The 26,937-nt window shown below is 43.3% G+C and carries 27 protein-coding genes; 10 read left to right on the plus strand and 17 right to left on the minus strand.

What is annotated here, in order from left to right:
* The first annotated feature begins 116 nt into the window (after positions 1–116).
* Together B2248_RS05735 and B2248_RS05740 are read left to right on the plus strand one after the other, a co-directional pair.
* Positions 117–863, plus strand: coding sequence for a ferredoxin--NADP reductase (locus B2248_RS05735; RefSeq protein ID WP_273182439.1), 747 nt, complete (start codon positions 117–119; stop codon positions 861–863).
* 175 nt (positions 864–1,038) lie between these two features.
* Complete coding sequence (locus tag B2248_RS05740) at positions 1,039–2,094, plus strand: acyltransferase family protein (RefSeq protein ID WP_273182438.1); 1,056 nt, start codon at positions 1,039–1,041, stop codon at positions 2,092–2,094.
* A gap of 2 nt (positions 2,095–2,096) precedes the next feature.
* Here the strand turns inward: B2248_RS05740 and B2248_RS05745 are convergent, their stop codons facing one another.
* Positions 2,097–2,759 carry an SDR family oxidoreductase gene (locus B2248_RS05745; RefSeq protein ID WP_273182434.1) on the minus strand — a complete coding sequence of 221 codons (663 nt, stop codon included), beginning with the start codon at positions 2,757–2,759 and terminating at the stop codon, positions 2,097–2,099.
* Positions 2,760–2,875: 116 nt separating this feature from the next.
* On the opposite strand from B2248_RS05745, the gene B2248_RS05750 reads away from it, so the two are divergent.
* The 5 genes from B2248_RS05750 to B2248_RS05770 all read left to right on the plus strand — a co-directional run bounded on the left by B2248_RS05750 (position 2,876) and on the right by B2248_RS05770 (position 7,187).
* Positions 2,876–3,253: an ArsR/SmtB family transcription factor gene (locus tag B2248_RS05750; RefSeq protein ID WP_273182431.1), complete on the plus strand. Its 378-nt coding sequence runs from the start codon at positions 2,876–2,878 to the stop codon at positions 3,251–3,253.
* Position 3,254: 1 nt separating this feature from the next.
* Positions 3,255–3,665: an arsenate reductase ArsC gene (locus tag B2248_RS05755; protein ID WP_273182430.1), complete on the plus strand. Its 411-nt coding sequence runs from the start codon at positions 3,255–3,257 to the stop codon at positions 3,663–3,665.
* Positions 3,662–4,702 carry an ACR3 family arsenite efflux transporter gene (arsB, locus tag B2248_RS05760; RefSeq protein WP_273182429.1) on the plus strand — a complete coding sequence of 347 codons (1,041 nt, stop codon included), beginning with the start codon at positions 3,662–3,664 and terminating at the stop codon, positions 4,700–4,702. The genes B2248_RS05755 and arsB overlap by 4 nt, the downstream gene beginning before the upstream one ends.
* Positions 4,703–4,854: 152 nt before the next feature.
* The gene (locus B2248_RS05765; protein ID WP_273182428.1) at positions 4,855–5,220 is read left to right on the plus strand and encodes an MCP four helix bundle domain-containing protein; all 366 of its coding nucleotides are present in this window, start codon (positions 4,855–4,857) and stop codon (positions 5,218–5,220) included.
* A 23-nt stretch (positions 5,221–5,243) separates the two neighbouring features.
* Positions 5,244–7,187, plus strand: a complete 1,944-nt coding sequence (locus B2248_RS05770) for a methyl-accepting chemotaxis protein (RefSeq protein WP_273182771.1) — start codon at positions 5,244–5,246, stop codon at positions 7,185–7,187.
* Between the two features lie 49 nt (positions 7,188–7,236).
* On the opposite strand, the gene B2248_RS05775 is transcribed toward B2248_RS05770, so the two are convergent.
* From B2248_RS05775 to B2248_RS05800, 6 genes are all read right to left on the minus strand, one after another.
* A complete protein-coding gene (locus B2248_RS05775) occupies positions 7,237–8,487 on the minus strand; it encodes an EAL domain-containing protein (RefSeq protein WP_273271297.1) in 1,251 nt (416 codons plus the stop codon).
* 113 nt (positions 8,488–8,600) lie between these two features.
* Complete coding sequence (locus B2248_RS05780; protein ID WP_007145853.1) at positions 8,601–9,023, minus strand: MAPEG family protein; 423 nt, start codon at positions 9,021–9,023, stop codon at positions 8,601–8,603.
* Between the two features lie 13 nt (positions 9,024–9,036).
* Positions 9,037–9,624: a hypothetical protein gene (locus tag B2248_RS05785; RefSeq protein WP_273182424.1), complete on the minus strand. Its 588-nt coding sequence runs from the start codon at positions 9,622–9,624 to the stop codon at positions 9,037–9,039.
* Between the two features lie 31 nt (positions 9,625–9,655).
* On the minus strand, positions 9,656–10,042 hold the full coding sequence (locus B2248_RS05790) for a YybH family protein (RefSeq protein ID WP_273182422.1): 387 nt from the start codon (positions 10,040–10,042) through the stop codon (positions 9,656–9,658).
* Positions 10,039–11,571 carry a bifunctional GNAT family N-acetyltransferase/carbon-nitrogen hydrolase family protein gene (locus B2248_RS05795; RefSeq protein ID WP_273182421.1) on the minus strand — a complete coding sequence of 511 codons (1,533 nt, stop codon included), beginning with the start codon at positions 11,569–11,571 and terminating at the stop codon, positions 10,039–10,041. Before B2248_RS05795 ends, B2248_RS05790 begins: the two co-directional genes overlap by 4 nt.
* 149 nt (positions 11,572–11,720) lie before the next feature.
* Complete coding sequence (locus B2248_RS05800; protein ID WP_273182420.1) at positions 11,721–13,691, minus strand: methyl-accepting chemotaxis protein; 1,971 nt, start codon at positions 13,689–13,691, stop codon at positions 11,721–11,723.
* Positions 13,692–13,951: 260 nt separating this feature from the next.
* Between B2248_RS05800 and B2248_RS05805 the strand changes: the two genes are divergently transcribed.
* Together B2248_RS05805 and B2248_RS05810 are read left to right on the plus strand one after the other, a co-directional pair.
* Positions 13,952–14,752, plus strand: coding sequence for a response regulator (locus B2248_RS05805; RefSeq protein WP_007145848.1), 801 nt, complete (start codon positions 13,952–13,954; stop codon positions 14,750–14,752).
* A 195-nt stretch (positions 14,753–14,947) separates the two neighbouring features.
* Positions 14,948–15,742 carry an SDR family NAD(P)-dependent oxidoreductase gene (locus B2248_RS05810; RefSeq protein ID WP_273182417.1) on the plus strand — a complete coding sequence of 265 codons (795 nt, stop codon included), beginning with the start codon at positions 14,948–14,950 and terminating at the stop codon, positions 15,740–15,742.
* A 56-nt stretch (positions 15,743–15,798) separates the two neighbouring features.
* On the opposite strand, the gene B2248_RS05815 is transcribed toward B2248_RS05810, so the two are convergent.
* The gene (locus B2248_RS05815; protein ID WP_273182416.1) at positions 15,799–16,260 is read right to left on the minus strand and encodes a DUF2846 domain-containing protein; all 462 of its coding nucleotides are present in this window, start codon (positions 16,258–16,260) and stop codon (positions 15,799–15,801) included.
* A 105-nt stretch (positions 16,261–16,365) separates the two neighbouring features.
* Entirely contained in the window at positions 16,366–17,583 is a 1,218-nt protein-coding gene (locus B2248_RS05820; protein ID WP_273182413.1) for an MFS transporter, read from the minus strand.
* A 234-nt stretch (positions 17,584–17,817) separates the two neighbouring features.
* On the opposite strand from B2248_RS05820, the gene B2248_RS05825 reads away from it, so the two are divergent.
* A complete protein-coding gene (locus B2248_RS05825) occupies positions 17,818–20,178 on the plus strand; it encodes a mechanosensitive ion channel domain-containing protein (RefSeq protein ID WP_273182411.1) in 2,361 nt (786 codons plus the stop codon).
* A gap of 74 nt (positions 20,179–20,252) precedes the next feature.
* Here the strand turns inward: B2248_RS05825 and B2248_RS05830 are convergent, their stop codons facing one another.
* The 8 genes from B2248_RS05830 to B2248_RS05865 form a co-directional block, all read right to left on the minus strand.
* A complete protein-coding gene (locus B2248_RS05830) occupies positions 20,253–20,747 on the minus strand; it encodes an aminoacyl-tRNA deacylase (protein ID WP_007145843.1) in 495 nt (164 codons plus the stop codon).
* A gap of 194 nt (positions 20,748–20,941) precedes the next feature.
* Entirely contained in the window at positions 20,942–21,205 is a 264-nt protein-coding gene (locus B2248_RS05835; protein ID WP_273182409.1) for a Txe/YoeB family addiction module toxin, read from the minus strand.
* Positions 21,198–21,452, minus strand: coding sequence for a type II toxin-antitoxin system Phd/YefM family antitoxin (locus tag B2248_RS05840; protein ID WP_273182408.1), 255 nt, complete (start codon positions 21,450–21,452; stop codon positions 21,198–21,200). Before B2248_RS05840 ends, B2248_RS05835 begins: the two co-directional genes overlap by 8 nt.
* A gap of 133 nt (positions 21,453–21,585) precedes the next feature.
* Entirely contained in the window at positions 21,586–22,089 is a 504-nt protein-coding gene (locus B2248_RS05845; RefSeq protein WP_273182407.1) for a hypothetical protein, read from the minus strand.
* Positions 22,082–22,819, minus strand: coding sequence for a tRNA threonylcarbamoyladenosine dehydratase (locus tag B2248_RS05850; RefSeq protein WP_273182405.1), 738 nt, complete (start codon positions 22,817–22,819; stop codon positions 22,082–22,084). The genes B2248_RS05845 and B2248_RS05850 overlap by 8 nt, the downstream gene beginning before the upstream one ends.
* A 70-nt stretch (positions 22,820–22,889) precedes the next feature.
* Entirely contained in the window at positions 22,890–24,938 is a 2,049-nt protein-coding gene (locus B2248_RS05855; protein WP_273182404.1) for a transglutaminase TgpA family protein, read from the minus strand.
* Positions 24,925–25,881 (minus strand): DUF58 domain-containing protein, encoded by a 957-nt coding sequence (locus B2248_RS05860; protein WP_273182402.1) that lies wholly within the window; start codon positions 25,879–25,881, stop codon positions 24,925–24,927. The genes B2248_RS05855 and B2248_RS05860 overlap by 14 nt, the downstream gene beginning before the upstream one ends.
* A gap of 14 nt (positions 25,882–25,895) precedes the next feature.
* Entirely contained in the window at positions 25,896–26,807 is a 912-nt protein-coding gene (locus B2248_RS05865; protein ID WP_273182399.1) for an AAA family ATPase, read from the minus strand.
* Between the last annotated feature and the right edge of the window lie 130 nt (positions 26,808–26,937).

Consider the following 26,937-nt stretch of genomic DNA (forward strand, 5'->3'; position numbering starts at 1 on the left):
GTTAATCCTTGAGCTCAGGTGATGTCGGCTTTGTACGTCGTATTAAAAGTGGAATGATAGTAGCATGACCATAAACCAGAAAGTGATATCAACCCGACAAAAAAGGAGACAGCACAATGGCTGATTGGCTGACGGCTACAGTAGTTGAAAATAAACAATGGAATGATCGTTTGCATTCATTAAGGCTGGATGTCGATTATCCAACGTTCAAAGCTGGGCAGTTTACGCGTTTAGCTCTGGAAATTGAGGGTGAACTTGTCAGCCGACCTTTTTCCTTGGTGAACAGTCCAGACACAAGACCACTCGATTTTTATTTTATTGAGGTGCTTGATGGTTTGCTTTCTAGCCGACTAGCCAAACTTAAAGCTGGTGATAGTATTTTGGTCGCACCCAAAGCAGCCGGCTTAATGACCTTGGATCAATTACCTGAGGGCAAGCATCTCTATTTGCTATCCACCGGCACGGGTATTGGCCCTTTTCTGTCTATTTTAAATACGCAGGACGTTTGGCAGCAGTTTGACAAAGTGGTTTTGGTACATGCGGTCAGATATCAAAACGAACTGACCTATCAGGACAATATTGATGCGATAAAACAAACACGAGCGGAGCAGTTTATTTATGTGCCTTTTGTCAGTCGTGAACAAGCACCTGATGCCTTAACAGGACGTATACCTCAGGCTGTTGAAGATGGTCGTCTGGAGCAACGCACTGGTCTGAAAATCAATGCAGAAGACAGTCAGGTGATGTTGTGCGGTAACCCGGAAATGGTGCATGAAACCATGGATGTGTTAATCAATACCCATGGTCTGAAAAAACACTCCCGACGTGATCCAGGGCAAATCAGTATTGAAAAATACTGGTAATAAACAATAGGCCGAACAGCGGATGACAAAGGCCAGAAAAGTCGCTCAAATCGGTTTTATACGCAGCTTTTATAAATCATGATAAAAAGTGTGATTTTGGTGTATTGTTCGCCTGTTTTGTCTGTAGAAGAGTGATAAGCCGATGCGGTGGTTAATATCTGTGGTAGTTGCTTAAATGAGGTTGATTGCCTTTGATTATTTCAGGGCCATTGCCATTTTAAGCATCGTTGCCGGACATTGTATTAGCTATAAATCCATCACCAGTTTTGACGAAAGAGTGATTGCCAACTTAATTCAGGGGGGCTCACCTTTATTCGTTTTTATTTCCGGTTTTTTTTTCCATCATATCTTTTACAGGCAATTTGCATACAGCCAGTTTATGCTGAAGAAAGTTAAAAATGTCTTGCTGCCTTATCTGTTTTTATCGTCGTTAGCACTGATTTATTATTTAAGTTCAGGTGTTTCTTTACCCGATGCCAAAGAGTTGGGAGTCACGTCGCTCAGTCACTGGCAAGATTATTTAACCATGTTTGGCCTGTATTTTTGGACTGGCCGAACCTCGTTTGCCTATTGGTATATCCCGTTTATTATGCTGATATTTCTGATGTCGCCATTGTTTATCAGCTACATCCGCTTGGGTGTAAAAACACGTATCACTATTTTTTTTATCGCCTTAGTGGTGGCGATGATTGTCCATCGCCCAGCGGGTAATCTGTCGCCCTGGCATGCCGTTTTGTATTTTTTGCCTATGTATTTATTAGGCATTCTGGTATCCATGCATCGTGATTTTGTTCAGTCCTACATTGGGAACAAAACCATTGTATTGGCCGCAGGCGTTATCTTTCTGGCGATAGTACAGGCGCTGATTTATCCCGGATTCGGTAATCTACATAAATTACATGCATTCACCTTTGATGGTCTGGATATCCTGATTTTGCAGAAAATCGTTTTATGTTTTTTCTTTTTGTCTCTACTGCAAAAGTTGAGCGAACGTTATCCTGATATTCCTGCACTGATGTTATTAGCCGACGCGAGTTTTGCCATTTACTTTATTCATCCCTGGGTGTTGATATCGCTGGTCGGATACAAGTGGCTGCCTTATATTGAAGAGATGAGCGGATTGGTACAGTTTGTTGTTACCTTTCCGCTCACTATTATTATCAGCTTGGCCATGGCTTATCTGATAAAACGCGTTGCTGGCCACTACAGTCGCTCTCTGACAGGTTGGTAAATTTAACCCAATCGTCCCGACACACTGTTGATAAATGCCTGCGGAATAGTGTCATTACCATTGTAGAGTTCATCTATCTGGTTAATGGACTCGGTATGGTTCAGGCAATAGTGAATACAGGCAGCGACGTCAGCACGGGTAATGACATCCTTATCAGCCTCGCCTGTCCGTTGTGTGGAAATATGGCCTGTGGCTTTGTCATCAATCAGTTTGCCAGGACGTAGGATGGTGTAAGGCACGCCACTAGCTAATAAATACTCGTCGGCAAAGTGTTTACAAATATTGTAGTGTTTGATGGCCTCAGTGCCTGTTTCAGGATTGCCAGCATCTCTGGCGCTGACCATAACAAATTGTTTTATATTATGTTTCTTGGCCATATCAATAGCTTTCACCGCACCCCATAGATCAATCAGGATGGTTTTGTCAGCGCCGGTTTTTCCACCTGAGCCTGCGGTAAAGACGACTTTGTCACAATCCTCAAATGCTGTTTCCGGTAATGGGGATTCCAAATCGGCAATAATGGTTTCAGCACCTAATTCCTGAAAGTAGGTGGCTTGCTGGGAGTCTCGGATCATCGCTTTCACCTGATTGTCATCAGCACAGAGTAACTTTATAAGTTGTTTTCCAATCTGGCCGTTGGCTCCAATGACTAATGTTTTACTCATCGTTTATCCCCCTACGATCATTTTCATACTTGTCGATCACTTTAACATGGCTAAGCTTTCTGCTTATATGTCCATAATTATTGACATATAGAATATATGTCGACTATTATCGACATATGAAACTAGAAACTGCACTTAACGCTTTTGCCGCTTTGTCTCAGGATACACGCCTGCAGGCCTTTAGATTGCTGGTTGAAGCCGGTCCACAGGGAATGGCGGCTGGTGTTATCAGTGATGCACTTGGCATTCCGCATAATACCTTGTCATTTCATCTGACCCATTTGAGTCAGGCCAAACTGGTGACATCACGTAAAGAAGGTCGCTCTATTATCTACATGGCTAATTTTGAACAGATGAGGGACTTAATTGCCTTTATGATCCAGGATTGCTGCAGTAGTGATTTAGCGCGATTGCACCAGGCCGATAATGCCGATTGTGCGGTTGTAGAGTTTGTTGATTGTTGTAAACCTAAATCCGTTAATACAGAGAGTTGAAATGAAGAAAGTACTGGTTTTATGCACGGGTAACTCTTGTCGTTCAGTGATGGCAGAGGCTTTGATTAATCAGCTTAAGGGGGCTGAATATCATGCTGTCAGTGCTGGCAGTCAGCCTGCGGGTTATGTTCATCCTAAATCAATAGAAACATTAAAACGCCATGGCATCGATCCAGGTCATCCGGTCAGCAAGTCGTGGGATGAGTTTGCGGGCCAGCCTTTTGATTATGTGATTACTGTTTGTGACCAGGCCGCCAACGAAGTTTGTCCTATTTTTTATGGTGAGTATAAAAAACTGCATTGGAGCACTCCCGATCCTGCAAAAGCGGAGGGAACGGATGCGCAAATTGAAGCCGCCTTTGATGAAGCGTTTCAGCTCCTAAAAACACGTATTGAAAAGGAGTTGGTATGAACTCGTCATCTAGTTCAGCAATAGGCTTTTTTGAACGATATTTGTCGGTTTGGGTTGGCCTTTGTATTGTTGCTGGTGTCGCTTTAGGGTCGTTGTTTCCATCAGTGTTTCAAATGGTGGCCGCTTGGCAATATGCCAATGTGAATCTGGCTGTCGCCGTATTTATCTGGTTGATGATTTACCCGATGATGGTCAATGTGGACTTTGCCTCGATCAAAGATGTCGGTAAAAAGCCAAAAGGATTATGCCTCACGCTGGTGGTGAACTGGCTAATCAAACCTTTCACTATGGCCGGGCTGGGCATTCTATTTTTTGAGATTCTGTTTGCAGATTGGGTCGATCCTCAATCAGCAAAAGAATACATTGCCGGGATGATTTTATTAGGGGTTGCGCCCTGTACAGCCATGGTTTTTGTCTGGAGTCAGTTGGTTAAAGGTGATGCAAACTACACACTGGTGCAAGTATCAATTAACGACTTAATCATGGTGTTTGCTTTTGCTCCGATTACAGCCTTTCTACTGGGTATGACCAATATTATCGTGCCATGGGAAACCTTATTTCTATCAGTTGTACTGTATGTGGTGATTCCATTGCTGGCAGGTTATATCACACGGAAACGTCTTGATAATGGTCAGGACCATCATGAAATTGCTCGCTTTACACAAAAAGTGAAACCTTATTCAATCATTGGCTTACTAGCCATGGTGGTTTTACTGTTTGGTTTCCAGGCCGAAACCATTCTGGCTAAACCGCTGGTTATTGCCCTGATCGCTATTCCCTTACTGATACAAAGCTACGGCATTTTTGCCATTGCTTATGGTTGGGCTTATTTGTGGAAAGTACCGTTTAATGTCGCTGCACCCGCTGCACTTATTGGCACGTCTAATTTCTTTGAACTGGCGGTAGCTGTTGCCATTAGCCTGTTTGGTTTGAATTCGGGCGCTGCATTAGCCACGGTGGTCGGTGTTTTGGTTGAAGTGCCAGTGATGTTGTCATTGGTCGCTTTGGCAAACAGGACAAAACATATCTTTAAATAAAATCAACAATATTTTCAGTTGTTGGTTATTTTTCATGTGTTCGTAAAATGAATGTGGACAATAGTTAAGTACGCAATGGATTAAATAAATCTCCATCAAGGACGATATTAGTAGCAAGGCTTTAGCTATCCTCATTATTACGAGCACTTGAGATGAAAATAAAACAAAAAATCACCTTGGCCGCGATTATTATCGCTCTTACGCCAATCCTTATTTCTACCGCACTTACCAACTATATCGCGACTAATGAATCGAGTATTGCACTACGTGAATTATCTCAAGAGCGTCTGATTTCTCTTCGTAATGTTAAGAAAAATCAGATCAGAGACTATTTCGCAACAATTAAAAATCAACTGACTAATCTGGCAAATTCTAGCTTGATTACTGAGGCCTTAGGTGATCTGAATACAGCCGCACAGAACTATGCCGATGATATCGGAGAGTACAACAAAGCCAGCCTTCACCAACATGTGAAGACTTATTATGACGTTACGTTTTCTCACGTTACGAGTCTTTAAACGGTGTAAAGCCTCCCGTGAATATGGACGATGTGTTGTCCAAACTTGATGTGAATGGATTAGCACTGCAACAAACGTATATTGTTGATAATCCAGCACAGTTAGGTGAAAAAGACGATATGGTTCAGGCAAATGATGGCAGTAGCTATGCAAGCTATCATGCTAAATATCATCCATATCTGAAAGATTTTTTAGAGAAGTTTGGTTATTACGATATTTTCTTGGTGGATGCCGATACCGGGATGGTGGTGTATAGCGTATTCAAAGAACTTGATTACGCTACATCGCTGAAAAATGGACCCTATGCCAGCACTGCCCTTGGTCAGGCATTTAAGAAAGCACTAGAACTGGGGCCCGATGAACAAGTAGCGATGGTTGATTATGCTCCATATTTGCCTTCCTATGAGAGCCCTGCCAGTTTCATGGCAGCACCGATTTCCCTGAATGGCAGTAAAAAAGGGGTACTGATTTTCCAAATGCCTGTGGATCGAATTAATCAGATTATGACCTTTGAGAAAAAATGGATGGAAGCAGGGTTGGGCGATTCAGGTGAAGCTTATCTGGTCGGTCCTGATAAACGTTTACGTAGTGAAAGCCGGTTTTTAGTTGAGGATAAAGCTGCTTATCTAGAGATGTTGGCAGAAACCCATGCTATCGATGATAAAAGCAGAAATTTGATTGAACGTAAGGGGACAGCATTAGGTATTTTGCCGGTGAACAGTCATGGTGTTGAGGATGCATTGGCTGGTAAGTCAGGGTTTGACATCATTACAGATTATCGTGGCACCCATGTGTTGTCTGCTTTCGCTCCTCTGGATATTGCGGGTTTGAACTGGGCAATATTAGCGGAGATTGATGAAGCAGAAGCGTTTGCACCAGCTAATCAGTTATCAAACAGTTTATGGTTGTATGGATTATCGATTCTTGTTGTTGTCGCCTTATTAGCCGTACTGTTTGCGGTTAAAGCATCCAATCTGATTTCGACTCCAATTCTGCAAATATCAAACTTTATTTCTGGCGTGGCAAAAGATCTGGATCTGACCGCACGGCTGGATATGAAGCGTACTGACGAAATTGGTGATGCCAGCAAAGCCCTCAATAATATGCTCATCACGATGCAGAAAACCATGAACAATGTCACGGATGCGAGTAGCGAAATTGCCGCGGCATCAGAAGAAACCTCTGTGATCACAGAGCAAACCAGCCAGGCAGTTCAGAAACAGCAGAGTGAAACCACTCAGGTCGCCTCAGCCATGAATGAGATGACGGCTACAGTACAAGAAGTCGCAAGAAATACCAGTGATACATCTATGGCTACAGACAAAGCTGCTGAGCAGGTGGATACAGGCATTGTCGCGATGGATAAAACAGCCTCACTTGTTCAACAGCTAGCTGATGTGACTGAGACGGCAGTCGCTTCTATTAATCAACTGAAAAAACGCAGTATGGATATTTCTACTGTTTTGGATGTGATTAACAATATTGCAGAGCAGACGAATTTATTAGCATTAAATGCGGCTATTGAAGCGGCACGTGCCGGGGAGCATGGTCGTGGTTTTGCTGTGGTAGCTGAAGAGGTGAGGACACTGGCAAGTAAAACGACAGCTTCGATTGGTGAAATAACCAATATGATTGATATGCTGCAACAAGGCTCCAATAATGCCGTGGATTCAATGGAGAAAAGTCAGAAACAAGTCAATGAAGCTTTGACCCAGGCGAATTCAACCAAGGAGGCATTGAGAATGATTTCTGAAGTCATTTCACATATTAATGATATGAGCCGTCAAATCGCCACAGCAGCAGAAGAGCAGGGGGCGGTGGCTGAAGAAATTAATCGTAATATTGTGTCGATTAATGATATGACCAACCAAACCGCTGAAGGGACGGTGCAAACCTCTGTGGCAAGTAAAGATCTGGCTCGCCTTGCGACGACGCTCAACGATTTGGTTAAACAGTTTAAAGTCTAATGAGTTAAAAAATTAACAGGCATACCAGTAATGGTATGCCTGTTATTTGTTATATAGGGCAGATAAAATTCACTGCGTCTTCTAACTCCAGCGGCTGGCTGATGAAATAGCCTTGTATTTTCTTGATGCCAAGTCGAACCAACTCAGAGAATTCCTGCTTGGTTTCCACACCTTCGGCTAAAACTTCGCATGAGGTTTCTTTGGCATAAGCAAGTAACGCAGCGGTTAGTGCTTTTCTGGATGTATCAGTATCAATATTTCTGATTAGGCTGATGTCCAATTTGATTATATCTGCACCCAGTTCCAAGATATGGTGGAGGCTGGAATAACCAGCACCAACATCGTCAATGGCAAGACGCACACCTTGTTTTCGCAGTGATTCTATAGCTTTACGAAAGGCATGATAGTCTGTTATCTGAGCATGTTCAGTGACTTCAAGAATAATTTTTTTATTAAATATATGCTGGTCTAGAGCTCTTTCAACGGCACCATTTATTACGTACTCAGGTGATATGTTTAGAGAAAAATTGATGTCGGCTGGGAAAAGATTCATCTTTTCAAGGGCCGCTGTAATAGCCATTATTTCAAGCTCCTCTCCCAGGCCGGCAAATTGAGCTTCTTCAAACCAGATATCTGGCGTGCGATATGGTGTGTTGAGAAAACGGGATAAACACTCATAACCAATCACTCTTTTTTCGTCGACGTGATATATCGGTTGGAAAACAGTTTTGATGTGTTTATCTGACAAGACTTTGCTGACTCGTCTTTTGATTTGATTTTCTTCCTGACTCTTGATCAGTTGCTTATCAATTTGACGGGCAGCTATGTCAGCAAAAATTTTCATTAATGCTAAGTCTCGTTCGCTTAGCGTTGTGTCAGGCGTATGACTGAAACAACAGAAAGTACCATAGACTTCACCATCATTAAGTACGATGGGCACACCTAAGTAGCTACCAATATCCAGCTCTTGTGTAATCGACATCGATTTAGTCAATGGATTTTCTGAAGTATCAGCAATGATTTCATCCAGTTCACCATCAACAATCTTCCGACAGTAAGTCAGTTCAGTAGGGTCAGCGTGTCCGGGTTTTAGAGAAATGTCTCGTTCTGCTGAGTCGACCACTTCAATTTTTCGTATTTGATCGGTGAACTCGGAGATAAAAGCAACATCCATCTCCAGATGTTTACGGATAACAGACAAAATATAGCTTAAGTTATCAGTGATTTCTGTTGCTTCTGTTAAGGATAATTCGTTTTCTAATCCTTTGAGGATGGTCTCTCGCATTACCATGTTATCCATCTACTATTGGCCTGCCTTGGTATTGTCGTTGAATGATTACCAATATTTTATATTTTGTCGAGAGTGGTGTTTTTAACGTTGGTTAATTTTGGATTTTTTAAATCAACACAACATTATAAAAGTGTGATGGCGCACAGGACCAATAGTGCGATATTTGCCAGTAAACCAATCATGAAAAATACTGTTCTTGGGCTGGGGTTTTTTTCAGTGGCAATTTTGTAATATAAGGCCATATGGATAATTCGTGCGATGGCAAATACCCAGATAAAAATCCCCGTCCATAGAGCATTGGCGCCAATAAGAATTGCCATAAATGATGTTCCAAGCATCAAAGGCAGGTTTTCCAGTGAGTTCATAAAGGTGCGGTGGGCACGGAACACAAATGAGGAATGACTCAAGTGTTCATCAATTTTTCCTGGAATGGCACCCGGTTGTGAGGCTTTGGTTTTACTGGCAATAAACCATTGCACTAACAGCGTTAACAAGATGATAAATAAACCGGTAAATGCGATGTGGTATACGTTTTCTAATGTCACAATATGTCTCCTTTTAGTTTTGTGCGATTAAGGCAACTGCACCAAGGATAGCCAACAGCCACAGTACGCCCCCTATTAATAAGGCGGCATAGCCTCGCCAGTCGTAGCGTGAGTTAATGGCGCCAATCGGGTCGTCCTTAAGCATATTGATTTTGTCTTGTAGCTCAATCAATGGGTAAACACTCAGGTAAAACAATACCAGCCAGATAATATTGAAATATTCAGGTACCACATGATTATCAGCTAAGGTGCTTGCGAGGTTGCCAAGAATGACCAGTAAGACAAACATGGTTGCGAGAAAACCTAAATGTTTATTCTCCGGAATGTCTTGGCGCAACATACTCTGTTTGATGCGTTTAGTTAATGCATGAGTGAAAAAAATAGAAAATATGCCACGCATCACCGGCATAATTTTGCCATCGATAAAAGGCTGCTGAAGTTTCCAGTTTTTATAAAACCAATAGATACCATATAAACCAAATGTGGCGAGATAAAGCCATTTCAGCTTGGTGGTGGATACAGAAAAATAGGCTTGATCTCCAGCAGCAGGGTCAATATTCGTTTCCATAGCGATATGAGCTGTTTGTGTTTCTAATTCCATTTTAGCCTCGTATTCATGAGTAACACTGCTTTTATTTGTTCTGAAGAATGGCATGTCCATAAGAGTTATCAATAGCACATCGCCAGATATCATCGCTGTTTTTAACAAAGACATACGTCGCTTGTCTTGTGGTCGGTTCGATACCTGGTGCAGAGATAATGGTATTGGCTAGTACCAGAGCGCTATCACCGGTTTCTAAAATTTCTAATGCCGCCTGTTTTATCTGTAAACCATGTTGAAAATAAACAGCAATCTTCTCAAATGCCTGACGGATCTGAGCTTTGCCGATCGCATTCATGCCGGGTTGTACCACTAGCAGCGCATCGTCAGTGTAAATATCTAATAACGTATCGAAGTCTTCTGCGATGATGGCTTCGTCTGCTGCTTTGATCTGACTGATGATTGGATGCTCTGTCATTTAGTTTTGCCGTTCCACTTCAGTGTGTAGAGTTCAGTTCGTCGGTCTTTTAGGTTATTTACCGAGCCCTCACTGCGAGTCAGTTTGAGTTTATCCAAGTCCAGATCAGAGAACATAATCATCTCGGTATTTGGAGTTGTTTCAGCCATCACGGCATCGTGAGGATAGGAAAAATCAGAAGGGGAGAACACCGCCGCCTGAGAATATTGCACATCCAAATTTTCTACCTGAGGCAAGTTGCCGCAACTGCCACAAATGACTACATAACATTCATTTTCAATGGCGCGAGCCTGGGCACAGTGACGTACCCGAAGATAACCATTTTTGGTATCAGTCCAATACGGTACAAAAAGAATATCCATATCCTGTTGTGCCAATAAACGAGCCAGCTCAGGAAATTCGACGTCATAACAAATCAATATGCCTACACGACCTGCATCGGTTTCAAAGACTTGTAATTGATCACCGCCTTCAATCACCCAGTCACGACGTTCATGTGGGGTGATATGAACTTTGGTTTGTCGTTCAATCGTGCCATCGCGACGGCACAGATAGCTAACATTATAGAGAACATCGTCCTCCAATAATGGCATGGAGCCGGTGATGATATTGATGTTATAGCTCACAGCCATTTGCGACATTTCTGTTTTAAAACGTTCAGTAAAGCTGGCTAAAAAACGAATCGCTTCGGTTTGATTGCGTTGATCGGGGCTAAGTCCCATTAATGGAGAGTTGAAAAACTCAGGGAACAGAGCAAAGTCGCTTTTATAGCTGGATAAGGCATCAATAAAATATTCGACCTGACTTAACAATTCTTCAACAGACTCGACTTCACGCATCTGCCACTGAATCGCGCCGATACGAACCTGAGTTTTCCGGGTCTCAATAACGGTACTTTCCGGTTCATAAAAAATGTTGCGCCACTCCAGCAACGTCGCGTAACCCTGAGATTTTTCATCTTCAGGCAGGTATTGCTTTAATAAACGCGTCACCTGAAAGTCATTCGATAACTGAAAGGTGAGAATGGGATCGTAAATACGTTTGTTTTTGACGGCCTCAAAATACTCGGCAGGCGTCATTTCGTCAGCATACTGGTGATAATTTGGAATACGGCCACCGGCCAGAATGGCTCTAAGATTATGTTGGCGACACAGCTCTTTTCTTGCTTCGTATAAACGACGGCCTAGGCGGTAACCCCGATAATCCGGATGAATTAGTACATCCAGCCCATATAGAGCGTCACCATTTTTATTATTCAGAATGGTTTCTTTTTTACTGATTAAATCATCGTAGGTATGCGGATTACTGAAACGTTGATAGTTCACTTGTACCGACAAGGCCACACCGATAATGGTGTCGTGATCGATAATACAAATCTGGCCTTCAGGTAAGTCATCAATCAGTTTGAAAATAGTATGTTCTGGCCAGGCGCCACCAATATCATCGTAAATTTTATCCATCAATAATTTGAGTTGGGGATAATCGGATTTTTCCAAGTTACGAATCTTGATGTGCAGATCTTCAGGCATAAGGTTCCTTTATCAGTTGACACATACAGCATAGGTGAGTCACTAATAATATAAAAGTCAGTGTGAAAAATTTGACAGGAAAATGAGGGGTTGGGAAGTAAAAAAATAGCCAGCCTCTTTAAAGAGACTGGCTGGATCATCTTTATAAGTTAGGAAACCTGGAATCGCATTACCTGAATTTTGAGTTTGGCACTTAAGTCTGCAATTTCATTATTGGCTGATGATATTTGTTGAGAAGCCGTGGCATTACTCTCTGAAATAATCTGAATATTGTGGACGTTGTTGTTCACTTCCTCGACAACGTAGCTTTGCTCTTCAGCTGCTGTGGCGATTTGAGCATTCATTTCTGTGATGGATGAAACGACAGAAGTGATGCTATTCAATGATTCGGTTGCCTGGCTAGTTTTCTCAGCCAAAGCACTGACGCTGAGCTTATTGGAATTCATTGAGTTAACTGCGTCGTCAGCATTGGACTGTAATGTGGCGATAAGCTGTTCAATTTCCAATGTTGATTCTTGTGTCTTTTGCGCCAGTGAGCGAACCTCATCTGCAACAACAGCAAAGCCTCTGCCTTGTTCTCCAGCACGAGCAGCTTCTATAGCGGCATTCAATGCCAGTAAATTAGTTTGTTCGGCGATGCTTTTAATCACGTCTAACACTGTTTCAATGTTGACACTACCTGTTTTGAGCGTTTGAATAACGCCCGATGAATCCTCAATTTCATTCACTAAACGCCCGATAGATTCCACCATCTGTTTGATAACCAGCTGACCTGAGCGAACTTCGCGATCACCATTGGATGCGGCTAGAGAAGCCTGTTCCGTATTGGTGGCGACTTCACGAACAGTGGCTGTCATTTCATTAATGGCGGTGGCGACCAGACTGGTTTCATTTTGCTGTTTAAGGATGTTTTGTGTGGAATCTCTTGTCACACTGGAGGTTTCTTCGGCGGCGGTAGATAGCTGCTCTGTTGCCAGTGCAATCTGTTTGATTAACTGTTCTAATTGAGCGACAAATTGATTGAAATTTGCGGCAAATTGACCCAGCTCATCTTTGTTATTGATATCGATACGCAGGGTCAGGTTACCATCAGCCACTTTGTCCATAACGCCTTTCATTTTTTCAATGGGGTTAACGATGCCCTGCGCGAGTTTGAAAGAAATAAATATGCCAGCGATAGCCGCAATGGCATAGACAAGGTAGCTAAAGCGTTCAGTTTTGATGATATTTGTTTTTGCCTGTTCTCCCTGCTCAATCATTGACTTAAACACACTGTCTTTCAGAGCCTGCGTTTTACTGGAAATGATAGGGCCATTTGTGTCCAAGACATTATTGATAGCATTGTTTCTTTTTGTAATAGCTGCGACTAACTCGATAAAACCGTTTTTATACGCTTCGATTTGTATGGCTGCTTCACGGGCAGACTGCAAGCTTTGGTTGTCTATTGTGTTGGCGAGTAATTCTTCTAACCATTGTTGGGTGGATTCAAGTTCTTTTTGAGCTAGGTTGTTATCATCAATACTATTGGTATCTAAATATTTGAAGACATAGAGTCGTGATAATAAAAAAGACTTAAGTGTTTCCCCTGCATAAAAAGTGGCTTCGATATCATAGTTATCGTGGGCAGAATTCAGTATGCCATCTAAACTTTTTTCAGCTAACTTCCCATTTTTATTTAAGTTGTCATAAACGATGTTATTTCTGATGGACATGTTAGCGACAACATCATTATGAAAAGCTTCATCATAACGACTGTTTAATTCATCAATTTCATTAATCAGCTTGACGCGATCTGATGCTTTAATGTCTGTCTGAGCCGTAGTAATAAGCTGTTGTAATTCGTCAGCTATCGACTTAAATTTTTCTACATTACTGTTATCGGAAGTCTTGATATAGTTTTTCACCTGCAGCCTTTTCTCATTCACTTTGTTCATGATTTGGGCAGCTAAATCCGTATCCGGTGCTAAGTTGTAAACAACATCATCAATGTTATTAGAGACAGTTTTGAGGTTTGTTGTGATGACGATGAGTAGGATAGTGAGCATCACAGTCATGACAGCAGGTGGAATCATCGATTTTTTCATCACTGATGCATTGTGATAAATGTTTCCTATGCTCATATTTACTCCTCGAGAAAACGTCTGCAGTTGGCAAGACATGGTTCATAACTACCTTTAATCCTTAACGACCTTAAAAAATGAAAATTTAGTAATTTAATGATGAGTTTTGTTAATCCAAAGCTAACTAGCTAATAGTTAGGAGAAAAGTATTAAAGTTGACTGCTATTAATCTACAAGCACAATCGCGACTTTAGATTATGAAGCTTTGTTTCTTCTTGCTATATTAGGCTTAGCCTGTTTTATAACAACGGAGTTGGACTATGGCTTCAGTGAGTTTGTCGGATTTGTCGATTGTTCTAGTAGAGCCATCTTCAACCCAACGGAAAATTATTGTCACCCACCTGCAACAGGCCGGTGTATATAACATTGAGGGTGTGGCTTCCGGTATGGAAGCGTTAAAAATCATGATGCAATACCCGCCAGATCTGGTGATTAGTGCTTTGCATTTACCGGATATGGATGCAGCAAAACTGATTGCATTAGCTCGTAAGATCAAAAGTGAAACCAATATTCACTTTATGCTGGTCTCTAGTGAAACCCGTTTTGAAGAATTAGACGATGTTCGCCAAGCTGGAATTGTGGCTCTGCTGCCAAAACCTTTCGATAGTCATGATTTAGAAAAAGCCCTGGCAACCACCATTGACTTCATGGAACCTGCCAGGCTTGAGTTAGATAACTATGATATTACAGCACTTAAAGTGCTGGTCGTTGACGATAGCCTGACTGCCCGAAACCACATTACTCGTGTGTTAAAAAATCTGGGGATGAGTGATATCTCCAAGGCGAATGATGGCAAGCAGGGGGCAGAAGCCGTTAAAAATAATGAGTTTGATCTTATTTTTACCGACTTGAATATGCCCAATATGGATGGCAAACAATTAGTGGAATATGTGCGTAACGAACTTAATAATGCGTTTATTCCCATTATCATGGTCACCAGTGATGACGATGCTGCCCGTTTGGGTGAAGTGAAAGCCGCAGGTGTGACTGCCATTTGTGATAAACCCTTTGAACCGGAAGCAATACGCCAATTATTAGTCAGGGTGTTTGATGCGGATTAATTTATCTGCCACATCAGTCTTTTTCTTGGCTTAGATAAAAAACTCGTTCTGAATCGATTCCATAGGTTACTTTTAAGTAACTAAGTCTCTGAAAAGTGCCGTCTTGCGGCACTTTTTTTTCGCTCATACCATGTTTCCAACAAGCAATGTAATTCCATTGTTTTTCATTATTTAAAAAGATTAGAGGAAACGATAATGGCGGGTAGATTAGACAATAAAGTCATTTTAATCACAGGTGCGGGTGGTGGGCTGGGTAGTGAGCAGGTTCGGATGATGGCAAAAGAAGGGGCAAAAATTGTTGCTGCTAACTTAAAGCAAGATCCGATCATTGCTGATGAACAACCTGCTGATGCCCTCTGGAAAAAGACCGTTAATCTGGTTGAAGAAATAAACCAGAATGGCGGCGAAGCGATTGCTGTCGCACTTGATGTCACCCAGGAGCAAGACTGGATTGAGGCGGTAGCGGAAACCGAAAAGCACTTTGGTCGTCTGGATGTGCTGGTGAATAATGCCGGGATTTATTATCACGCGGGCTTACTAGAACACACCGTCGAGAAGTTTTACCAGATAGTAAATATTAACCAGCTAGGTGTTTTATTAGGCATGAAAGCCGCCGTGCCTGCGATGAAACGTGCTGGTGGTGGTTCGATAGTCAACTTTGCTTCCATTTACGGTATTGCCGGGGCCGGTGTTTCAACCGCTTATCAGAGCACAAAAGGCGCTGTGCGTTTAATGACCAAATCTGCGGCCATGGAATTTGTCGGTGACAATATCCGTGTCAATGCCATTTGTCCTGGGATGTTTGACACCAACTTATTTGAAAGCAGTGTGCCAAAAGAGGAATGGGAACCGCTTATCTCAATGGTGCCGATGAAACGCTTTGGTAAACCTCACGAAATCGCTTACGGCACGATTTTTCTGGCCTCTGATGAGTCATCATTTATGACTGGCACAGACTTGGTGATTGATGGTGGTTATACCTGCCCTTAGAACGAAGTAATAGTCAAACCAATGAGAGAAGTGATATCCCTCATTGGTTTTTAATATCATTTACTGCATGTTCCTATTTTTGCCATGTTTAAAGAGCTAATGTCTTTTTTGCCCTTTTCTTCATCAACAAGTTCTACTCCGGCACCACCCACAAAAACACCTATTTTCATATATTGTCTAATGAAATAGTTTTTACCGGTCTCTGTGTCCAGCAACAAGTCGTTAGGTGAGAACTCTGATTCGGTAGCAATTTTATGCTGCTCATCACCTTTTACTTCTTTGTAAAAGAACATATCTGGTGCAGTCTCACCCAGGCAATCACCGTCAACCCACACATCTTTTTTAAGTGCACCACCAAAGCTGCCTGAGCGATAAACATACAAGCCTGAATTACCTTCTGAGGGAGTGTTGAATTGTTTTGCCAGCGCTGTATTTTCTTTGCTTTCCATTGGAACAGAAGCGCAACCAGATAGGAATGTTACTGCTACCAAAACAGCAGCAAATAATACTTTTTTCATCTACTTTCCTTGTTTTTAAATTTAAATGGGAATGATTAACCTTAAATAACGTAGGTTATTTAAGGTTGATTTGATAATAACGGAAAATCTGTAGAATGAAAGAAATTATATCTCCGTAGTCTTATGTGCCTCTTTGATTGGCCCCTGTGCTAATACCCAGGCGATGACTAAAAAAGTCAGCATACCTAACAGGATGCTCTGGAAGGTCACACCAGCATCGATCATAAAGCCCAAAAATGCCGGTGCGATACCGGTAGAAAACACTAAAAAAGCGGATTTTAATGATCGTACCTGGCCCAGGTGATCACGTCCCCACAGCCGTACTAATAAGGTATCACCGATAGGGGAGGACATACCCAGAGCAGTACCTGCTCCAAGCATTAATACCCAGATCCCGATATCACCACCGATGATCGCAGCAAATAATAAGGCCAGAGCAAACGGCAATAAATAGAGTTTGGCGAGTGTGGTGGCACCGTATTCATCAATCCAGCGGCCGCCTAATAATGCACCTGGGAATCGAGCAATACCGAGGCCAGTTAACGCCAGTGCATAAGTGGTGGGGCTGGCTAATAAGTCGAGTGTCATCTGAGCCTGATAGATAAAAATACCGGTCAGGGTAATAGGTAATACCATCAGCATAGGCAGCAATAACCAGAAACGCAGATCGCGAGTTGGGCTGGGGCCAGCTTCTTTATGTTGTTTATTTTCATGCTTTTGACGTGGTGCTTGAGGCCAGTCAACAAATAGAATCAGTAACACCCACAGCACAATAAGTACAGCCAGAATACTCCACCAGACTTGTTGCCAGCTGTAGCTGACGGCCATCAAAGCAATAATGGGCGGTAAGATGATTTCACCAGTAGGCATGCCTAAAGTGACAAGTCCTAGGGCTTTACCACGATTGGTTTTAAATTCGCGTCCGGCAAGGGTGCTGCCAAAGTGAGTCATCAAGCCCTGACCACATAAACGTTGTAGACCCAGCCCGAAAATACATAACCCCCACCAGGGAGAAAGGGTGAGCATTAATACGCCGATGGTCAGTGCCGTGAGTACGCTCAGTACGTAACGTCGGGGCGCTATCCAGTCGATTTTAGGGCCAAAATGCATCACCAGAAAACCACTTATCATAGTAATGACTGCGTAGAGTGAGCCAAACTCACCGGCAGAAATATTAAGGTATTCGCTGATATCAGTCCTGAACAAACCAATAAAAAAGCTTTGTCCCAGATTACCGGTAAACACTGCCAGGTAGGCTGCAGCAATTAATCCAAAATGATTTTTTAACAATCCGGCGTAGCTGAGTCGGATATCAGAATCCATAATAATTCCTATATTTAATGCGTCTGGTTAGTCATGGTCTTTGGTAAAGAGTAGGGTTATTCTACCAGTGTGATAGGCGATGGAATCATCACGATTTATTTACTGTCATTCATATACAGTAATTTGTATGTGCTTTGCTGAATTGGTAAGGTTGCATGCCATTATCTTTTTCGCAATATTTAATCTGGCCTAATTTGGGAGTGTTTTGTGCCAAACGTTTTAATAACGAATTCTGTGACTAAATTTTTCTTTCTCTTTATTTTTATGCTGGCGGTTTCATTACCGGTCAAAGCCATGGCCGATACTGCCGCTCAGGAACAATCCGCCGCTTCCGGTAGCGACTCTCAGGCAGATGTATATCGAAGTTTAGCGAATATTATCGAAAATCCTGATTCTCGCGATAAGCTAATCAAAGAGCTAAAAGATTTATCCGAAAATGCGGATAAACCGGGCACTGAAACTTCATCTGCTGAGAAAGCAAAAGCATCTGAAAAGAAAGTAGATGATTCTTTTGCTGCAGTCATTGCTGAAAAAAGTCAGACCGTTGTGCAAACCATGATGTCGACGTTAACAGGAAGTTGGCAGGCACTGACTTCAATCTGGGATGGCACAGATAAAACCACTAAAGGCTGGTTCTCAGATTTAATCACAGTGGCGATTGTTGCGGCTGCTACCATTGCCAGCTTTATCGTGTTTCGCTTACTGGCCCGCATTATTTTCCGTAGTACTAACCAATTCGCCTTGCGTGAACACAATACCCATGCGCTGGTTATCAAAGTCACCGCGGTCATCATTGCTACCGTAGTAGATATCGCCGTAGTGGCATTTGCGTGGCTTGCCGGATACGGCGTGGCGCTGTTAGGTGTCGGGAAAATGGGGGAAATCGCGGTTTCTGAAACCTTATTCTTGAATATTTTCCTGGCAGTGGAATTAACCAAAGTTGTTATCAGAGCGATCTTTGCGTCCAGAAACGAAGGGTTACGTTTATTAAGTCTGTCCTCGGAAACAGCCCGTTACTGGTCTAGCTTCTTTTCAACAATCGTCTCATTAGTGGGTTATGGCACGTTGTTTATCGTGCCATTCCTTGCCATGTCAATTTCAGAAAGCCTGAGTCAATTAGCGAATTTGTTTATTGTTCTATTTACGGTGATTTTTGCGTTAAGTGTGGTTTTACGTAATAAAAACACCGTGAGAGAGCAGTTGATTGCTACAGCGAAACATAGTCATTTTGGTGTGAATGATGTCACCCTGCGTGTGCTGGCGAAAACCTGGCATTGGTTTGCCATTGCGTATTTTTTAGTACTGGGTGCAGGTTTACTCGTCAATTCTGAAGAAGCCTTACCCATCATATTATTAGCCACACTGAAAACGGTGATCGCTGCATTAGTAGGTATGGGGATTATCGCTATACTGGATATGGCAGCGGGCTATAACATCAGACTGCCTTATGTCCTCAACCAGCACTTAGCCAATGCAGAGGCACGAATAAACGAGCAGCTGCCTCGAGTATTCAAAGTGTTCAAACTGATTGTTGTACTGCTCATTATCAGCACAATTCTGGATGCGTGGGGCATCGTTAATTTAGCTGCATGGCTTGCGTCGCCAGTTGGTATGCATGTGATCACCTCAGCCATTTCGATTTTCTTCATTATTGCGGTGGCCATGTTGACCTGGATCGTGTTGGCAAGCTGGATAGAGCACCGCTTAAATCCGGAAGAAAGCGGTCGCATGCCCAGCGCCAGAGAGAAAACCTTACTTACTATTTTCAGAAATGCCATTGCCATCACTATTATTGTGATGACGACGATGATTGTGCTGTCTGAAATTGGTATCAATATCGGTCCTTTGATTGCTGGTGCTGGTGTGATGGGCTTAGCGATTGGCTTTGGTGCTCAGAAGCTGGTGCAAGATGTGATTACCGGAATATTTATCCAGTTAGAAAATGCGATTAATACCGGTGATGTGGTCACTGCAGATGGTATTACCGGTGTGGCTGAGAAGCTGACTATTCGCTCGCTGGGCTTGCGCGACTTGTCAGGCACTTTCCATATTATTCCGTTCTCATCTGTCGGTACTGTATCTAACTATATGCGTGAGTTTGCCTACCATGTCGGTGAGTATGGTGTCGCTTATCGTGAAGATACCGATGAAGTGATAGTTAAATTACGTGAAGCCTTTGCTGAGTTGATGTCGGATGATGCTAATCGTTCACAAATCCTGATAGAAGAACTGGAAGTGCATGGGGTCACTGCGCTGGCAGATAGTTCAGTCAATGTGCGTGTCAGGATCAAAACCTTACCGGGCAGTCAGTGGAGTATTGGTCGTGCTTATAACCGTCTGGTGAAACGTCATCTGGATGCGGCGGGTATCGAAATTCCTTTCCCACATCTCACTTTATACTTCGGTGAGGACAAACAGGGTAAAGCACCTGCGGCACCACTGCGTATGGTGAATGAGGTGGAAGTGAAAGAGCTGTTTAATGATGAATCTGATCATCAACAGCATTCAGACTCACATCATGAAAAAGCTGAGAAACGTTCTAAGTCTGCTAAACCCAATCCCACCCGGAAAGGGGACTTTGACGACGCAGATTGAGTTTTAGGTTTAAGCCATAAAAAAAGGGCTGACATTGAAAGATGTCAGCCCTTTTTCTTTATCGATACAGGTATTTATTCTTTAACAAAGGTACCGCGATCGACATCAGCCATCACTTTTTGTAAGTCGGCTGAGGTTAAGCCTAAAGCGTAACCTAATACGCCACTGCCAATCACCACATTATCAAACTGAGTCACGCTCTCATCGAGCAATACTGTCACGCTATCAGGTAAAGCAATCGGTGGCACAGCACCCACCACGTAGCCAGTCGCTTCTGGCACTTCATCAAACTCGGCCATACGCAGTTTTCGTTCTTCCAAATGTTTTCTTAATATGCCCCAATCTGCACGACCACCACCGGCGACGGCCAGCAGCACATAATTATCAGAACCCGTTTTAAAGAGCAGACTACGCACCACAGACTTCGGATCATGGCCCTGACTGCTTAACAGCTCTTCCAGATTACGCACTGGTTTTTTATCTTCGGTTAAGGGGATTTCAATCACCTCAAACGTAATACCTTGTGCTTCCAATAAATCAGTGACGGGAGAAGAAATCGGCGTACTCATTGTGCCTCCTGTAAGTGCCTTAATTAAGTTTTGATTTTAGTGGTCAGTGTACAGTGAAAATGAGATTTTTGAAGTAGTTGTATTTGTTGGGTTTCATGCTTCAACCCAACCTACGAAAGAGAATTTTTTATTGTGTAGGTTGGGTAGAGCGCTAGCGAAACCCAACGATGGATGATTTTCTTTTCGATATGACCTTAATAATGATAACGGCAAGAAATAATGGTGATAGCACCGTCATCTACGGCGTAGACTAATCTGTTGGTATCGTCGATTCGCCGTGACCAGAAGCCAGATAAATTTTCTTTTAACGCCTCTGGTTTACCGATGCCTTCAAATGGAGAACGTTTAACATCAGCAATCAATTTATTGATTCGTTTGAGCGTTTTTTTGTCTTGTGTCTGCCAATATAAATAGCTATTCCATGCCTCATCTGTCCAGGTCAGCAGTCGTTTACTCATCCAGTAGTTCCCGTTGTATCGCTTTTCCCTGTCTATACTGGGCAATGGATTTATTCAGATGCTCAACATTTGCGGGTGAGCGAAGTAAATGAACGGTTTCCATTAGGCTATTGTAATAATCTAATGACATGACCACCGCATCCTGAGAGTCACGACGTGTAATAACCGTAGTGTCGGCGTCATTGATAACCCGATCTAAAACAGCCTTCAAACTATTACGCGCTTCGGTAAAAGAAACAACTTTCATATCACACCTCAATATGTACAACTTATTGGACAAGTATAGATAAGAATTTAATACATGTACAGAAAGTTGTTCAACTCTATATTTTAGCGAAAAGGACTGATATATAAAAAGAAAACAGGGATAGGTTTAATGATTATCTGTTACGAACCAGCCCGGTGAGTTGTTGTTCTGAATCAATAATATTGAAGTGCTGAAGCCACTGACGAGCATCATCAGCATCTTGTTCAAACCAGGCTTTGGCACTGCCCAGACGAAAGCTGTAACCCCAGCGATCCATATCTCTGAGCATACGAGCCCGGCCCATTTGTTGGATATGACTGGCTAACAGAATTTGCAGATAACAGACGCCGTTTTCTTCGTCGTAGTCACCTTCAGCATCAGTATGTAAGTTGGCTCGACGCTCTGGGTCCATACAGATATAGTGTCCCGCTTCATGCAAGACAGAATGAACTGGCGTATCTGAACGGACGATAAGTTTATTGCCAATTAAACCCGCTTCACGTTCACCAAAAAAGCTGCCGGGAATTGTTTCATCACTTGAGATTCTTTCTATTTCCAGTCCGTATTTGCTGAGTAGGGTGTGTAGTTGATGCAACATAAAGTCGTTGCAGTTAATAACATCTATCGGATCAGACACGTCGTGAGTTACCGATAATATGATTGATAACCAGGCCTGCTAAGGTTAAGCCAAAGATGGACGGCATATAACTGACTGTGCCATTTACGGCACGTGCCCGACCACGACTGACAGGTTCTGGTGGTAGAGGAGGCAGCGGTGCTTCTAATGAATACACAGTTTGAATACCTCGGCCTACACCGCGTTTGCGTAATTGACCACGAAGGTGTTTAGCAAGTTTACAAATGGAGGTATCCATTAAATCACCGGTTTTGACTTGGGTGGGATCGAGTTTTCCGCCTGCGCCCATGCTAGCAAATACGGTCATTTCATTACGCCAGGCGGTTTCCAGTAATGCGGCTTTACTGCTCAAGCTGTCGATGGCGTCAATGACAACGTCATAACCTTGAGATAAAACAGTCGGAATAGATTCGGGTGTTAAAAAGTCGGTGATTAGGGTGACCTGGCAGTCCGGGTTAATATCTTTAATACGATCTGCGATGACGTCTGCTTTTAGTACATCCACTGTAGAACGCAGCGCAACAAGCTGGCGGTTCATATTGGAACCTGACACCACATCATGATCAACGAGTGTCATTTTACCCACGCCCATTCTGGCTAACGCTTCCGCTGTGTATGAACCGACACCACCAATACCGGCAAGAAAAATATGGCTGTTTTGCAGCTTTTCGATACCTTCATCACCAATCAAAATGTGAGTACGTTCGAACAGGGGATTGGAATGTGCCATGCGTGTTCCTTAAAACCAACGAATTAAGGTTGCCTATTTTCCGTAAATTAATGCTGCTTGGCAAAGCGACTTAACGCTTTGGAGTAAAAGCCTTTATCTGTTCACGCAAGGAAGACAGTGTCTGTTCATCCTGCTGGCGATAACGCCATGCTGTAAACAGTGAGGTAATTCTATCGATTTGATGGTGATATTCGGGTAAAGCCGCTTGCGCGCGCATGGCGAAATCCTGTGGTCCCTCATGGTCTGCTTTTTCTATACCTAGTCTGGCAAGCTTTTTACAGAATCGCTGATACAAGGCTACCCCTGGATCGTGATGCGGTCGTTTAAACCAGACGCTGAGCATCATGACCAATCCGGTCAGAACAAATAAGAGCGTCAACACAACAGTCATTTTTTGCCAGTTGGGATTGGACATACCGAGTTTTGATAACAGCTCAAGCTGACGTTCTGGCCCGAATGATACGACCCACATATCCCAGGCGGTATTAAAGGCATTCCAGTTATTTTTCAGACTATTCCAAGCGACGACGAGTTGGTTATTGTCACCCAGCATCGCCGGGGATTGTCTGCCTGGAGGTAACAGCCGGCCAATGCCTTGAACGATACGCTGTTGAGATACTGCGGACGTAGGGTCAATGCGTAGCCAACCTTGCTGGGGCAACCAGACTTCTGTCCAGGCGTGAGCATCACGCTGTCTGACAGTCAGCACATCATCTACAGGGTTAAGATCGCCGCCTAAATAGCCGGTGACAATCCGAGCTGGAATGCCTGCTGCCCGCATCAACACGGTAAAGCTGGCAGCATAATGCTCACAAAAACCTTCTTTGGTTTGAAATAAAAACTGATCGACGGTATCGCCATTTAATCTTGGCGGGCTTAATGAATACACAAAACCATCGTTTTTAAAAAATGCTAACGCAGTGTTGATGTACTGCTGAGGCGTGTCGGTCTGTTGTTGCCATTGTTTTGCCAGAGCGAGTGTCTGGGGATGTTTGCCTTCGGGTAATTGCAATGCTGCATGAAGGTTCGGTTCTGCCGCTGCATTAAATGTGTAAGACGGGCTGGATGTCAGCGAATATTGCGTGCGTTGTTTTATCGGCTTATCACTATTTAATTGTCCATCGCTGGTGAGGTGGCTTGCAAGGGGTTGTGGCTGTTCTGTTGGAAAGTCGAGGGCGAATAACCAGGTTTTATTGTGTGGTTCCAAGGTCATCTGATAGCGGTATGACGATCCTGAAACCTGAATATGGGGTTGTTGTGACTGTAATTGTTTTTCTGCTATTGGCGACCAGACGGTGCCATCTGTTGTCCACAAAACGGGACCACGCCAATACAGTTTTGCACTTGGCGGAAGCTCATTGTCAGTAAACTTCACCCGAAACGCGATGGCGTCAGACTGAATAAGCTGACTGATTTTACCCATTTGGATCTGATCATTAATGCCTGACATTCCCTGTGATGGCGGTAAATCACCTAAGGTCAGTTGCTCTGTCATTTGAGCAGACTGACTAGCATTAGCATCTTGTGGTAAACCCCAGATTGGGCCAGAGATTCGTGGGAACAATACAAACAAAAACAGCATCATCGGAGTGGCTTGTAACACCATTTTGCTGGATAACCATAAGCGTTGTTTGATATTGAGTGCGCTTGCCTGACTGTTCACACTGAGTAAGCAATACCCCAGAGCGATGACAACAATCAGCATTAACATCACCATAAATACACTTTGGCTATAAAAAAAGTTGGTGATAACTAAAAAGAAACCCAGGAAACAGCTGAGGTAAAAGTCACGTAGAGAGCGTATTTCGACGACCTTAAACGCCAGCATCATAGTCAGCAAAGCAGCACCTGCATCACGGCCAATTGTGAGGCCAAATTGAGCGATCAGGATCACGATGGTCAGCAGGGCTGTACCGTTGTGTAACATTTTTAGCCAGCGACTCGCTGCAGGCAAAGGCCAGCCTTTCCAGTGATGTAATAAGCGCCAGCTGATCATGATGACAAACATCATGCCCACCCACGCTGGTTGATAGATGATATGCGGAATCGCGCCAATGGATAATGCGATAATTAATGCGTTTATCGTAGATTGTGGTGGCGATAAATCAGCTTTTTTCATCAAACAATGCCAACTGTTTGAAACAATGCTGCTGATGTGATGGGCCATGTGAAGGCGATACTTTGGTTTGAGGTAAGATCAAGCCATAACGATCGCCTTGTTGTTCTGCCTGACAAATCCACTGGCAGAGCTGAGATAATTTTTGTTCAGTGTCTTTCAGATCCATCACATCCTCCCAACGAAATAGCAGCTCTCTGCCTTGTGGAGAGGAGAATTGTTTACTGCGCATCTGATCATCACGTGCCATCGCTTTCCAGGCAACGCGATGCAGAGCTTCGCCTTCACGATAAGGTCTTAAGCCAGCAAAGTCATCTTCGCCATGCTGTTCTTTTTGATGTGACTCCTGTCCAGTCTGAGCGGTTATCGGAAGGGGTTTTTGACCTTCAGGGCTAGGGTAAACCAGCACCTGAGCTGTGGTTTTATATAATGTCCAGCACTGAAACAGACCCAAAGGGTAAAAACTGACAAGGCTGAGGGTATTTAATGACTGCCAACCACGCTGTTGCGTTGGAATGCTGAGGGTTGATGACTGGTTATTATTACTATCAACCACATCTAATGACTGCAGTGATTGATAGCGTTTGATAAATGGCCAACGTGACTTCTTGGCACTGCTTTTATGCCGCACCTCAAGCTGATAACTGGGATAAGGTTTGTGATTGGTGGTAGTCAGCCGAAACTGTGCTGGCTGGCCGCTAAAAACAGAATCGAGCCCATGTACATTGACACTCAGCCCTTTGATATTGCGGTGACTGTGGTGCATGGCAACCTGACCCAGGCCGACCAGTAAAAAACACAGTAAATACCCCAGGCTGTTATTGTAGTTAATCGCTCCCAGCAACATGATTAGCAGTAATACGACATACGCATAACCATACGCTGACGGCATGATAAAAATCCGTTGCCGCTGACGCTGCTGCCATTTTTGCCAGAGCTGAGTCATGCTGTTAACCATCGTTAAGGAATAGGGACGTGTTGAATTAAACTATCTATCCAGTCTGGCTTTTGTGTTTCATCAACTAATTGCAAACGATGATTGACCACACTAGGTAAAACAGCTTGTACATCTTCGGGCAAAACATGATCGCGACCTGCAATAAACGCCCAGGCTTTTGCTGCACTGAGTAAACCTAAGCCGGCTCTGGGAGACAGGCCATGGTGATAATGACCAGACTCACGCGTGTGCTGCAGAATTTTTTGCAGATAATCAACCAGCGCATGAGACACAATAACTTGGCTGGCTTGTTGTTGCAGTGTCAGTAATGATTCCGCTGAAGTGACCGCCTGAAGTTGTTTTAACAGCTGACGACGATCTGAGCCCATCAGTAATTGTCGTTCCGCTTTAGCATCGGGATAGCCCAGCTCAATCCTCATCAGGAAACGATCCAGTTGGGACTCAGGTAAGGGAAAGGTGCCAATTTGATGGCTGGGGTTTTGCGTGGCAATCACAAAAAATGGCTCAGGCAGATTTAAGGTTTCGTTATCTACAGTGACTTGCTGTTCTTCCATGGCTTCAAGCAGTGCGCTTTGGGTGCGCGGTGAGGCGCGATTCACTTCATCAGCCAGAATAAACTGAGTAAAAACCGGTCCGGGATGAAAATGAAATCTGGACGATTCACGATCATAGACACTGATACCAATAATATCGGCTGGCAACATATCGCTGGTGAATTGAATGCGTTGAAAAGTCAGCCCCATGGTGGCCGCAAGCGTGTGAGCGAGCGTGGTTTTGCCTACACCGGGCAGATCTTCAATCAGCAAATGGCCTCTGGCTAACAGACAGGCTAGTGCCAGTTTTATAGGTTGTTGTTTTCCAATAATAATGTCGTTAACAGTATCTAGAATCAGTGAAATATCTTTATTTGCCATGGTTATCCCGAGAATTATTTATGGTGTTTTTTAACCTTTGATAGTGCCAACTTATCGCTGTACATGCTAGTTTTAGCATCGTTCACAAGAACGTCGTATACAACCAACTTTTAAGAGAGAGGAGCTTTTT

This window comes from Methylophaga sp. UBA2012 (genome assembly GCF_002335235.1).
Classification (GTDB): Bacteria; Pseudomonadota; Gammaproteobacteria; order Nitrosococcales; family Methylophagaceae; genus Methylophaga; species Methylophaga thalassica.